The sequence below is a fragment of the Enterobacter sp. kpr-6 genome (assembly GCF_900116015.1).
Classification (GTDB): domain Bacteria; phylum Pseudomonadota; class Gammaproteobacteria; order Enterobacterales; family Enterobacteriaceae; genus Enterobacter_D.
The window spans coordinates 313,313-326,285 of sequence record NZ_FOYH01000003.1; the positions used below are offsets into that span (position 1 = coordinate 313,313).

The following is a 12,973-nucleotide window of genomic DNA, read 5'->3' on the forward strand; positions in this document are numbered from 1 at the left end:
TAAATGCAAATAGCAATCATATTCAACAACGCATCACACCTCGCAGCAATTTTGTCTGCATAAAGGACCGCGATCCCCCGTTTAAATCAAGGTTGTTAACAGCATGGCTAACTTTGCGTTGCAGTAGTGAATACTTTCACTTAACGTAATTGCCGACTTTATTCCAGAGGAGCTCGCCCGTGCTGTATGTGATTTACGCTGAAGATATTGCTGATTCGCTTGAGAAACGCCAGTCCGTGCGCCCGGCACATCTGGCCCGCTTACAACTGCTGCGTGATGAAGGCCGTTTGCTGACGGCAGGTCCAATGCCCGCGGTTGACAGTAACGATCCGGGTGCAGCGGGTTTTACCGGTTCGACGGTGATCGCAGAATTTGAATCGCTGGAGGCGGCAAAAGCCTGGGCAGAGGCAGACCCTTATGTCGCCGCAGGTGTTTACCAGAATGTCGTCGTGAAGCCGTTTAAAAAAGTATTTTAAGGCTATAAAAGCAAGGGGCACCGTAACGGTGCCCTGAGGGATCAGATGTCGCGTATTGCAAACAGCAACGAATTACGTTGATGGTTGAGGACGCACTTTCTGATGGAGTGGATGCGCATATTTCGACGTGACTGACCTTCCAGCCAGCGCGCTTTACGGCGGCTTGCCTGGCGGACCATGCGCCAGCGCCCCACTTCCGTTCTACTACGCTTCATGGTAACAACTCTTTCAATAAAGAAGCGTGCATTATAGACCCTGGACCGCGGCATACCAGCGCTTTTCACCGCCGTTTTTATTTGCCAGATGAATGCTTATGCGTACACTCTTTAGATTAAGCATTCAAAAGGACTTTTTTTATGACAACCTTCTACACGGTAGTGAGTTGGCTGGTCATTTTAGGATACTGGCTGGTGATTGCGGGTGTGACTTTGCGCATCCTGATGAAGCGGCGTGCGGTCACTTCCGCCATGGCCTGGCTTCTGATTATTTATATCCTGCCGCTGGTGGGGATCATTGCCTATTTATCCTTCGGTGAACTTCATTTAGGCAAACGACGCGCCGAACGCGCGCGCGCAATGTGGCCTTCTACCGCCAAATGGCTGAACGATTTAAAAGCCTGCAAACATATCTTTGCCGTCGAAAATAGCCCGGTTGCCGCCTCGCTGTTCAAACTCTGTGAACGCCGCCAGGGTATTGCCGGCGTCAAAGGAAATCAGCTTCAGCTTCTGACTACTTCTGATGATGTTATGCAGGCGCTGATCCGCGATATCCAGCTTGCCCGGCATAATATTGAGATGGTGTTTTACATCTGGCATCCGGGCGGGATGGCCGATCAGGTGGCGGAATCATTAATGGCGGCAGCGCGCCGGGGTGTGCATTGCCGTCTGATGCTCGATTCTGCAGGCAGCGTAACTTTCTTCCGCAGCCCCTGGGTTGCAATGATGCGCAACGCCGGTATCGAAGTGGTTGAGGCGTTAAAAGTAAACCTGATGCGTGTTTTCCTGCGCCGCATGGATCTCCGCCAGCACCGCAAAATGGTGCTGATCGACAACTACATCGCTTACACCGGCAGTATGAACATGGTCGATCCGCGCTTCTTTAAACAGGACGCAGGCGTCGGGCAATGGGTGGATTTGATGGCGCGCATGGAAGGCCCGGTTTCCACCGCCATGGGGATTGTTTATTCCTGCGACTGGGAAATCGAAACGGGTAAGCGCATTCTTCCTCCGGCACCGGATGCCAATATCATGCCGTTTGAGCAGGCAAGCGGGCACACCATTCATACCATCGCGTCCGGGCCTGGCTTTCCGGAAGATTTGATCCACCAGGCACTCCTGACCGCCGTTTATTCTTCGCGTGAATATCTGATCATGACCACGCCCTACTTTGTGCCCAGCGACGATCTGCTGCATGCGATTTGCACCGCTGCACAGCGCGGCGTGGACGTGAGCATTATTTTACCGCGCAGGAATGATTCGCTGTTAGTGGGCTGGGCCAGCCGCGCCTTTTTCTCCGAACTGTTAGCCGCCGGGGTGAAAATTTATCAGTTTGAAGGCGGGTTGCTGCATACCAAGAGCGTTCTGGTGGACGGAGAACTCAGCCTTGTCGGCACCGTCAATTTAGATATGCGCAGTCTGTGGCTGAATTTTGAAATAACGCTGGTGATTGATGACGCCGGTTTCGGCGGCGATTTGGCGGCGGTGCAGGATGATTATATTTCCCGTTCCCGTCTTCTTGACGTCCGGCTGTGGGTAAAACGACCGCTCTGGCAACGGATCACCGAGCGACTGTTTTACTTCTTTAGTCCGTTGCTGTAAAACGTGCCCATTGAGATTAAACAGGTAGTCATCATGGAAATGGATCTGAACAACCGTCTGACTGAAGACGAAACGCTTGAGCAGGCTTACGATATTTTTCTCGAACTGGCGGTCGATAACCTCGATCCTGCCGATGTGATTCTTTTCAATCTGCAATTTGAAGAGCGTGGTGGTGCCGAGCTGTTCGATCCAGCGGAAGACTGGCAGGATCATGTTGATTATGACCTGAACCCGGATTTCTTTGCCGAAGTGGTGATTGGTCTTGCCGACACCGACGGCGGCGAAATCAATGATATCTTTGCCCGCGTGCTGCTGTGTCGCGACAAAGACCACAAGCTGTGCCACATCATCTGGCGCGAATAAGCGCGTTAAGATGTGAAAAGGGCTGACGATGTCAGCCCTTTTTTATTACCGTTACCCGGTGGCGTACGCTTTTACAGCGGATCTACTTTCAGGCAGGAAACCGCATGCTGGAAACTGCCTTCCAGCACCGGACGCGTTTTGGCGCATTCCGGTCCGGCAATCGGGCAGCGGGTGCGGAACACGCAGCCTGACGGCGGGTTAATCGGCGATGGCAACTCCCCTTCCAGCAACTGGATCTGCTTATTCTTCTCCAGATCCGGGTCAGGCACCGGCACCGCAGACATCAGCGCTTTGGTATAAGGGTGCAGCGGGTTGTGGTACACCTGATCGTACGTGCCCAGCTCCACCGCATGACCTAAATACATCACCAGCACGCGGTCGGAGATGTGTTTGACCACCGCCAGATCGTGCGCGATAAAGATCAGCGACAGGCCCATTTCACGCTGCAATTTTTGCAGCAGGTTAACCACCTGGGCCTGAATAGAAACGTCCAGCGCCGACACCGGTTCATCACAAATAATCAGCTTTGGCTCAAGGATCAGCGCACGCGCAATCCCGATACGCTGACATTGGCCGCCGGAAAATTCATGCGGGTAACGGTTGATGAGGTTGGGCAGCAAGCCCACTTTCATCATCATCGCTTTTACCTTGTCACGCACTTCCTGACGCGGCATTTTTGGATGATAGGTACGCAGCGGTTCGGCGATGATTTCACCGATGGTCATGCGCGGGTTCAGCGAGGCCAACGGATCCTGGAAAATCATCTGGATATCGCTGCGCACGTCGCGCCATTCGTCCTGTTTCATGCCGAGCAGATCTTTGCCCAGCCACGCCACTTTGCCGTCTGTTGCTTTCACCAGGCCAATGATGGCGCGGGCAAAAGTCGATTTACCGCAACCGGATTCGCCTACCACGCCCAGCGTTTCACCTTCATACAGACGCAGCGTCACACCATCGACGGCTTTTAAGGTTTTGGACGGCTGCCAGAACCACTGTTTGCCATCTTTGATATCAAAGTGCACTTTTAAGTCAGCGATTTCGAGCAGGACTTTTCTGTCTTCAGTCAGGGCATTCATACCAGCTCCTCCACCGGCTTAAAGCAGGCGCGCAGGCGGCCTGGGGCGAATTCCACCAGCGGCGGCGCGCTGTTGCAGATTTCCATCGCATGCGGGCAACGTGGCTGGAACGGGCAACCTTTCGGCAGACGCAGCAGGTTTGGCGGATTGCCTGGAATGGTCAGTAACGCTTCACCTTCGGCGTTCAGACGCGGCACGGCATTGAGCAGACCAATCGAATACGGATGCGCAGCGTGATAGAACACATCGCGCGCCGCGCCGTATTCCATCGTACGACCGGCATACATCACCAGCACTTTATCGCAGATCCCGGCAACAACGCCGAGATCGTGGGTAATCATAATGATGGCGGTATTAAACTCGCTTTTCAGCTCGTTGAGCAGGGTCATGATTTGCGCCTGCACGGTAACGTCAAGCGCCGTGGTCGGTTCGTCGGCGATAAGAAGTTTAGGCCGACACAGCAGAGCCATAGCGATCATTACGCGCTGACGCATCCCGCCGGAGAACTCGTGCGGGTACATGCGCATACGCTTACGCGCTTCCGGCATTTTGACCGCGTCCAGCATTTTGACCGACTCTTCGAACGCTTCGGCTTTGCTCATGCTCTTATGCAGCATCAGCACTTCCATCAGTTGCTCGCCCACCCGCATGTACGGGTTCAGGGAGGTCATCGGATCCTGGAAAATCATCGAAATCTGCTCGGCGCGCAGTTTGTTAAGCTGCTGCTCCGGCAGGTTCAGGATTTCGCGGCCATTGAACTTAGCCGAGCCGCCAATGACGCCGTTTGACGCCAGCAGGCCCATCAACGCGAAGGCCGTTTGTGATTTACCGGAACCGGATTCACCGACGATGCCCAGGGTTTCGCCTGCCCGCAGATTAAAGTTGAGGTCGTTAACCGCCGTAACATCACCGTCCGGGGTTTTAAACGTCACCCGCAGATCTTTAACATCCAGCAGGATGTCTGAAGTTTGCTGCGCCTGAGACGTCGATGAAGTTTCAATCATGCTCATACCAGCACTCCTTAACGATCTTTCGGGTCGAGGGCATCACGCAGGCCATCGCCGATAAAGTTGAAACAAAACAGGGTCACTACCAGGAAGACAGCCGGGAACAGCAACAGCCACGGCGAGACTTCCATTGAGTTTGCGCCATCACTAAGTAATGCGCCCCAGCTACTGAGCGGCTCCTGGGTGCCAAGACCAAGGAAACTTAAGAAGGATTCAAACAGGATCATGCTCGGCACCAGCAGTGAGGCGTATACCACCACCACGCCCAGTACGTTCGGCACGATATGGCGCACAACGATATTAAACGTCGATACCCCACCCACCTGAGCGGCTTCGATGAACTCTTTACGTTTCAAACTCAGGGTCTGACCACGCACGATACGCGCCATGTCCAGCCACGACACCATGCCGATGGCGACGAAAATCAGGAAAATATTTTGCCCGAAGAAGGTTACCAGCAGGATCACGAAGAACATGAACGGGAAGGAGTTGAGGATTTCCAGAAGACGCATCATCAGGGAATCGACTTTGCCGCCCAGATAGCCGGACAGCGAACCGTACAATGTGCCTACGACAACGGCTACCAGCGCGGCGGCGATGCCGACCATCAGCGAGATACGTCCGCCGATCGCCACGCGCACCAGCAAATCACGCCCGGAAGAATCGGTACCAAAATAGTGCCCGGACTCCATATCTGGCGCGCTGGACATCATGCCCCAGTCGGTATCGAAGTAGGTGAACTGCGACAGCGACGGTGCCAGCGCCACAAACAGCGCAATAATGACCAGAACAATCAGGCTGGTAACCGCGGCGCGGTTATGCATAAAACGGCGGCGGGCATCCTGCCAAAGGCTACGCCCTTCGACTTCCAGTTTTTCACTGAAGTTTTCCAGCGCCTCGCTGTTTTTCTTACTTAACATCATGGCGTACTCCAGTGTTAATAACGGATTTTCGGATCGATAACGGCGTACAGCACGTCAACAATCGCGTTAAACAGAATAGTTAGCGTACCCACCAGAATCGTCAGGCTCAGCACCAGTGAGTAATCACGGTTCAGCGCGCCGTTAACAAACAGCTGGCCAATGCCTGGCAGACCGTAAATGGTTTCGATAACCATTGAGCCGGTAATGATGCCGACAAACGCCGGGCCCATGTACGAGAGTACGGGCAGCAGCGCTGGTTTCAGAGCGTGACGGAAAATGATGCGGCGCATCGGCAGGCCTTTTGCGCGGGCGGTGCGGATAAAGTTGGAGTGCAGCACTTCAATCATCGATCCACGGGTGATACGCGCAATGCTGGCGATATAGGCCAGGGACAGGGCCACCATTGGCAGGATCATAAATTTAGGTGCCCCGCCGTTCCATCCCCCGGCCGGTAACCATTTCAGGGTTATCGCAAAAATGAGCACCAGTAAGGGCGCGACGACAAAACTGGGTATAACCACCCCGGTCATCGCAAAACCCATGACCGTATAATCCCACCTGGTATTCTGTTTTAACGCGGCGATGACCCCTGCGGCCACGCCGAAGACCACCGCCAGAATAAATGCAGCAGCGCCTAATTTTGCGGAAACAGGGAAACTGCCAGCGACCAGATCGTTAACGGAATAATCTTTGTATTTGAATGACGGCCCAAAATCGCCATGCGCCAGTTGTTTCAGATAGCTGAAATACTGAGTGAGGATCGGATCGTTTAAATGATACTTCGCTTCAATGTTCGCCATGACTTCCGGCGGCAGCGCGCGCTCGCTGGTAAAAGGACTTCCCGGCGCGAGACGCATCATGAAGAAGGAGATTGTAATTAGAATAAAGAGTGTCGGAATTGCTTCCAGACAACGACGTAGAATAAATTTTAACATTGCCCGTACCTTCTGGCCTGTGCCTTGGCATGCGATGAAATAAGACACGATGGGGCAAGGCGGCCCCGCGATTTTATGCGGTCACGCCCTGCCCCATGTATTGCCATTAATGTTTGATAACGTAGAGATCTTTCGCGTAAACGTTATCCATCGGGTCTTTACCGGAATAACCGCCAACCCAGGGTTTCACCAGTCTGGCGTTCACGTAGTAATAAACCGGAACGATCGCAGAATCTTTACCTAACTGCTGCTCTGCTTTGTCGTACAGCGCGGAACGCTGTGCTTCATCGCCAGCTTTCACGGCTTCCGCCATGATGCTGTCGAACGCCGGGCTCTTATAATGCGCGGTGTTCATGGAGCTGCCAGAAAGCATGGTGTTCAGGAAGGAGGTCGGTTCGTTGTAATCCGCACACCAGCCCGCACGCGCAACGTCGAAGTTACCCTGATGACGGGTATCGAGGAAGGTTTTCCACTCCTGGTTCACCAGCTTCACGTTAACACCGAGGTTTTTCGCCCAGATAGAAGAGGCAGCGATAGCCAGTTTTTTGTGCAGATCGGAGGTGTTATAGAGCAGGTTGAAGGTCAGCGGTTTTTCTTTGGTATAACCGGCTTCAGCAAGCAGTTTTTTCGCTTCTTCGTTACGTTTTTCCTGCGTCCAGCCAAACCATTCCGGCTTGGTCAACGTCGCGCCATCGGTATACGGCGGGGTGTAACCATATGCTGGCAGATCGCCCTGCGCTTTCACTTTGTTGGTAATGATGTCGCGATCCAGACCCAGTTTCAGTGCGGTACGTACGCGCGCATCGGTGAACGGGGCTTTCTGGTTGTTGATTTCATAATAATAGGTGCACAGATACGGATCGACGTGCACTTCCTGCGGGATCTCTTTTTTCAGTTTCTGGAACAGTTCGATCGGCAGGTTGTTATAAGTCATGTCAATCTCACCGCTGCGGTAGCGGTTCACGTCAGTGACTTCAGAGGAGATTGGCAGGAAAGTGATCTGGTTGAGAACGGTTTTGGCATTGTTCCAGTAATTGGTGTTACGCACCATTACGATACGTTCGTTAACAACCCAATCCTGTAATTTGAATGCGCCGTTGCTGACGATATTGGCCGGTTGGGTCCATTTTTCGCCGAATTTTTCGATGGCGGTTTTATTTACCGGTGACATGGCCGGGTTAACCAGCAATTTGTAGAAATAAGGAACGGGTTCGCTCAGGGTTACTTCCAGCGTTTTATCATCAATGGCTTTTACGCCGAGTTCGCTGGGTTTCATTTTACCGTCAATGATGGCATCAACGTTTACGATGTGGCCGTACTGCGGATAGCTTGCATAAGGTGAAGCGGTAGCCGGATCGACCAGACGCTGCCAGCTATAGACGAAATCCTGTGCGGTAACCGGTTCGCCGTTGGACCATTTTGCATCTTTACGCAGATGGAATGTCCAGACTTTAAAATCTTTGTTTTCCCACTTTTCGGCTACGCCCGGAATCGGGTGACCGTCAACCGGAGAAGTAATCAACAGACCTTCGAACAGGTCGCGGCTGACGTTGGATTCCGGTACGCCTTCGATTTTATTCGGATCGAGAGATTGCGGTTCTGCGCCATTATTACGGACTAACGTTTGCTTCTCTGCCAGTTGCACACCGGCCGGAACGTCTGCCGCCATGGCGACATTCCCTGCGATCAGCGCAGTTAAAATCCCTGCCGCTACTAAACTTTTTTTCGTGATGATGGACATTGTGTTGAGACTCCGATCATTATAATTACCGGCTGTTAAACAGCCCGTTTCCTACCCATTTATGGGTTCCTGTACAGCGCAGGAGCTTTTGCTACTGTCAGGCGTTTTTTCTTGCTATCACCGACTTTATTATTACGGATTGCTCGTCTGGCAACCTTTTGTCGATTATTGCGCGCCTCCCCTGTGATGAGACGCGTTTGTTCACTGACGATGAGCTTCAGGTTGAAAATGATTCCCATCTGTACTTATTCACGTGCGAAATATAAGGGCGGAAAGTATCAAAAGCGATTACCTGGTGCCAATACAATTTGCAAATTTGTTAACCAATTCTCTTTTAGCGCAAGATTTAACGCGTCGCATACGGCAATGAAAGTGGGAAATTAAAAATAACCCGTTGTAACTCAAGGAATTGTACGTCTGACAGACAAACAACGACGTATCTGAATGTTTTTGTCTGTTTTTTACACAAAAAAGTAACAATTGACGACTATTTAGCACATTCCTCTGCCCGAATGCTGAAATTACTAATATCATTTCAATTATCTTACAGCAAGCCCAAGAGTATCGTGTGAGCGAAATAACAGTGTAAGTGCGTCAATAATGTACAGATGAAGGGAGGGGGAATAGGTAACTGGATGATAATAAAGAATTATTGCAGACAGGCGGAATATATTATATTTGAGTATTTTTTCAACTTTAGTTATATGATTTACTAATATTAATGAGAAAACGGAGCTAATAAGCTCCATTTTCGAATGAAAGTTGATTATGCCAGTAGCCCTGGAAAAATTGATTTCAGACCGGTCACAATAAATTCAATGCCCAGTGCCATCAGCAAAAGACCCATGATACGGGTAATCACGTTGATCCCTGTCTGCCCTAAAAGGCGCACAAGCCATGGTGCAAGGCGGAATACGCCCCAGCAGCAGATGGCAAACAAAGCAATCGCAATAGAAAAACAGATAAGATGCGTCCAGCTGTGATAGCGCGTGCCCCAGACAATCGTTGAACTTATCGCCCCGGGCCCCGCCATGAGTGGGAGCGCCAGCGGCACAACGCCAATACTCTCCCGGATCGCCGTCTCTGACTTTTCCTGTTTGTTCTGTTTATCTTCCCCCAGCTTGCCGCTAATCATCGACATCGCGATGGTGACAACCAGGATCCCGCCTGCAATGCGGAAGGAGTCGATGGAAATCCCAAACAGACCAAGGATACCGTTACCTAAAAAGAGAGACGTAAGCAAAATAATGGCCACTGACAGGTTGGCTGTCAGGTTGGTTTTATTCCTCGCGGCCGCAGTCTGGTAGCTGGTCATGCTGATGAATACCGGAATAATGCCCACCGGGTTCACCAACGCAAAGAGGCCAATAAAAAACTTTGAGTAGGTTGGAAAGTCAAATAACGTCTGAATCACGTCAGGCTCCGCACAATTGCAGTAAAGGCACAAAAATCATTATTAAAACCGCGCTGAAGATACGCCGATTGACAGCATAGTTCACCAGAAATATCCGTAAATTCGCTATTATTAGAGACTGTTATTTTCCTGTAGGAACTATGATAATCACACTTTAATAAATACTGTAAATTATTAACATTTGATGTAATTGGTCAGAAACCCCTTGCTGAAAGGTGTCAGCTTAGTGAATTTTTGATTTAGATCACGAATTCGCTACTCAGAAGTGAGTAACCTTACTTACGCCGCCAGGGAGTATAGCGTTATATACAGTAGATGCTTGAGGTGAGGCTCTTTTAGTAAATCAGGGGTGATTAAGATTCGCTAAGTTGTTGTATTTAAATAGCAATGAAGTGCGTGTCGGTGTTGACTATACTGTCTTTTCGAGCAACTGATTTACTAAAAGAGTTTAACATTATCAGGAGAGCATTATGGCCGTTACTAATGTCGCTGAACTTAACGCACTCGTAGAACGCGTTAAAAAAGCCCAGCGTGAATATGCCAACTTTACTCAAGAACAAGTCGATAAGATCTTCCGTGCCGCCGCTCTGGCTGCCGCTGATGCTCGTATTCCTCTTGCCAAACTGGCCGTTGCCGAATCTGGAATGGGTATCATTGAAGATAAAGTGATCAAGAACCACTTCGCTTCTGAATATATCTACAACGCCTATAAAGATGAGAAAACCTGCGGTGTGCTGTCTGAAGACGACACTTTTGGTACCATCACTATTGCCGAACCTATCGGTATTATCTGCGGTATCGTCCCCACCACTAACCCGACCTCAACCGCAATCTTTAAATCTCTCATCAGTCTGAAAACCCGTAATGGGATCATCTTCTCTCCGCACCCACGTGCAAAAGATGCCACCAACAAAGCGGCAGATATTGTTCTGCAAGCAGCAATCGCTGCGGGCGCACCGAAAGATCTGATTGGTTGGATCGATCAGCCTTCTGTTGAACTGTCTAACGCACTGATGCATCACCCGGATATCAACATGATCCTGGCGACCGGTGGTCCGGGCATGGTTAAAGCTGCATACAGCTCCGGTAAACCTGCTATCGGTGTAGGCGCAGGTAACACCCCGGTTGTGGTTGACGAAACTGCTGACATCAAACGCGTTGTTGCTTCAATCCTGATGTCCAAAACCTTCGATAATGGCGTCATCTGTGCGTCCGAGCAGTCTGTCATTGTGGTTGATTCCGCATACGATGCTGTCCGCGAACGTTTTGCCAGCCATGGCGGCTACATGCTGCAGGGCGAAGAACTGAAAGCCGTGCAGAATATCATTCTGAAAAACGGTGCACTGAATGCTGCAATCGTAGGCCAGCCTGCAACCAAAATTGCTGAACTGGCGGGCTTTACCGTGCCGGCAAACACCAAAATCCTCATCGGTGAAGTCACCGTTGTTGATGACAGCGAACCGTTTGCACACGAAAAACTGTCCCCGACGCTTGCGATGTACCGCGCGAAAGACTTCGAAGACGCCGTGGTCAAAGCAGAAAAACTGGTTGAGATGGGCGGCATCGGCCACACCTCTTGCCTTTACACCGACCAGGATAACCAACCAGAGCGCGTTAAGTTCTTCGGCGACAAAATGAAGACTGCACGTATTCTGATCAATACCCCGGCTTCTCAGGGTGGTATCGGTGACCTGTACAACTTCAAACTCGCACCGTCTCTGACACTGGGCTGCGGTTCATGGGGTGGTAACTCCATCTCTGAAAACGTTGGGCCTAAGCACCTGATCAACAAGAAAACCGTTGCTAAGCGAGCTGAAAACATGTTGTGGCATAAACTTCCGAAATCTATCTACTTCCGCCGTGGCTCTCTGCCAATCGCGCTGGACGAAGTGATTACTGATGGCCACAAACGCGCCATGATCGTAACTGACCGCTTCCTGTTCAATAACGGTTACGCGGATCAGATCACCTCTGTACTGAAAGCGGCCGGCGTTGAAACAGAAGTCTTCTTTGAAGTTGAAGCTGACCCGACACTCTCCGTTGTGCGTAAAGGTGCAGAACTGGCGAACTCCTTCAAACCAGACGTGATCATCGCGCTGGGTGGTGGTTCCCCGATGGATGCTGCGAAAATCATGTGGGTGATGTACGAACATCCGGAAACTCACTTTGAAGAACTGGCGCTGCGCTTTATGGACATCCGTAAACGTATCTACAAGTTCCCGAAAATGGGTGTGAAAGCGAAAATGATCGCCGTCACCACCACTTCCGGTACCGGTTCTGAAGTAACGCCGTTTGCAGTTGTAACCGACGATGCAACTGGTCAGAAATACCCGCTGGCAGACTACGCTCTGACCCCGGATATGGCGATTGTTGATGCCAACCTGGTGATGGATATGCCTAAGTCACTGTGTGCCTTCGGTGGTCTGGATGCGGTTACTCACGCACTGGAAGCTTACGTTTCTGTACTGGCGAGCGAATTCTCTGACGGTCAGGCTCTGCAGGCACTGAAACTGCTGAAAGAAAACCTGCCAACGTCTTATAACGAAGGCGCGAAAAACCCGGTTGCTCGTGAGCGTGTACATAACGCGGCTACCATTGCTGGTATCGCGTTTGCGAACGCCTTCCTGGGCGTGTGCCACTCTATGGCGCACAAACTGGGTTCTCAGTTCCACATTCCACACGGTCTGGCAAACGCCCTGTTGATTTCCAACGTTATCCGCTATAACGCGAATGACAACCCGACCAAGCAGACAGCATTCAGCCAGTACGATCGCCCGCAAGCGCGTCGTCGTTATGCTGAAATCGCCGACCACCTGGGTCTGAGCGCACCGGGCGACCGCACTGCTGCGAAGATCGAGAAACTGCTGGCATGGCTGGATTCCATCAAAGCTGAGCTGGGTATTCCGAAATCAATCCGTGAAGCAGGCGTTCAGGAAGCTGACTTCCTGGCTCATGTGGACAAACTGTCTGAAGATGCATTCGATGACCAGTGTACTGGCGCTAACCCGCGTTACCCGCTGATCTCCGAACTGAAACAGATTCTGCTGGATACTTACTACGGTCGTGAGTTCAAAGAAGGCGATGCTGCATCAGCCAACGTTGAAATTGCTCCGGTAAAAGCTGATAAGAAAGCGAAGAAAACGGCTTAATTATCCGCATTAATAAAAACCCGCCAGTTGGCGGGTTTTTTTATTGCTTCAAACGCATTCTGAGAGGACTTA

General features: G+C 51.1%; 11 protein-coding genes. 4 read left to right on the forward strand and 7 right to left on the reverse strand.

Going from position 1 to position 12,973, the window contains the following annotated elements:
- The first annotated feature begins 179 nt into the window (after window positions 1-179).
- Window positions 180-476, forward strand: coding sequence for a YciI family protein (locus BM373_RS10465; protein WP_090461378.1), 297 nt, complete (start codon window positions 180-182; stop codon window positions 474-476).
- A gap of 41 nt (window positions 477-517) precedes the next feature.
- Here the strand turns inward: BM373_RS10465 and BM373_RS10470 are convergent, their stop codons facing one another.
- The gene (locus BM373_RS10470; RefSeq protein WP_090461379.1) at window positions 518-691 is read right to left on the reverse strand and encodes a YciY family protein; all 174 of its coding nucleotides are present in this window, start codon (window positions 689-691) and stop codon (window positions 518-520) included.
- A gap of 141 nt (window positions 692-832) precedes the next feature.
- Between BM373_RS10470 and cls the strand changes: the two genes are divergently transcribed.
- Both cls and BM373_RS10480 read left to right on the forward strand, forming a co-directional pair.
- Window positions 833-2,293, forward strand: a complete 1,461-nt coding sequence (gene cls, locus BM373_RS10475; RefSeq protein ID WP_090461380.1) for a cardiolipin synthase — start codon at window positions 833-835, stop codon at window positions 2,291-2,293.
- A gap of 33 nt (window positions 2,294-2,326) precedes the next feature.
- Entirely contained in the window at window positions 2,327-2,656 is a 330-nt protein-coding gene (locus tag BM373_RS10480; protein ID WP_090461381.1) for an HI1450 family dsDNA-mimic protein, read from the forward strand.
- A gap of 71 nt (window positions 2,657-2,727) precedes the next feature.
- On the opposite strand, the gene oppF is transcribed toward BM373_RS10480, so the two are convergent.
- From oppF to BM373_RS10510, 6 genes are all read right to left on the reverse strand, one after another.
- Entirely contained in the window at window positions 2,728-3,732 is a 1,005-nt protein-coding gene (gene oppF / locus BM373_RS10485; RefSeq protein WP_090461382.1) for a murein tripeptide/oligopeptide ABC transporter ATP-binding protein OppF, read from the reverse strand.
- Window positions 3,729-4,742, reverse strand: a complete 1,014-nt coding sequence (locus tag BM373_RS10490; RefSeq protein WP_090461383.1) for an ABC transporter ATP-binding protein — start codon at window positions 4,740-4,742, stop codon at window positions 3,729-3,731. Before BM373_RS10490 ends, oppF begins: the two co-directional genes overlap by 4 nt.
- Window positions 4,743-4,753: 11 nt before the next feature.
- The gene (gene oppC / locus BM373_RS10495; RefSeq protein WP_090461384.1) at window positions 4,754-5,662 is read right to left on the reverse strand and encodes an oligopeptide ABC transporter permease OppC; all 909 of its coding nucleotides are present in this window, start codon (window positions 5,660-5,662) and stop codon (window positions 4,754-4,756) included.
- Between the two features lie 14 nt (window positions 5,663-5,676).
- Window positions 5,677-6,597 carry an oligopeptide ABC transporter permease OppB gene (gene oppB / locus BM373_RS10500; RefSeq protein ID WP_090461385.1) on the reverse strand — a complete coding sequence of 307 codons (921 nt, stop codon included), beginning with the start codon at window positions 6,595-6,597 and terminating at the stop codon, window positions 5,677-5,679.
- Between the two features lie 106 nt (window positions 6,598-6,703).
- On the reverse strand, window positions 6,704-8,338 hold the full coding sequence (gene oppA / locus BM373_RS10505) for an oligopeptide ABC transporter substrate-binding protein OppA (protein WP_090461386.1): 1,635 nt from the start codon (window positions 8,336-8,338) through the stop codon (window positions 6,704-6,706).
- 766 nt (window positions 8,339-9,104) lie between these two features.
- Entirely contained in the window at window positions 9,105-9,752 is a 648-nt protein-coding gene (locus BM373_RS10510) for a YchE family NAAT transporter (RefSeq protein ID WP_090461387.1), read from the reverse strand.
- Window positions 9,753-10,222: 470 nt separating this feature from the next.
- Between BM373_RS10510 and adhE the strand changes: the two genes are divergently transcribed.
- Window positions 10,223-12,901, forward strand: a complete 2,679-nt coding sequence (adhE, locus tag BM373_RS10515) for a bifunctional acetaldehyde-CoA/alcohol dehydrogenase (RefSeq protein ID WP_090461388.1) — start codon at window positions 10,223-10,225, stop codon at window positions 12,899-12,901.
- The last annotated feature ends 72 nt before the right edge of the window (window positions 12,902-12,973 follow it).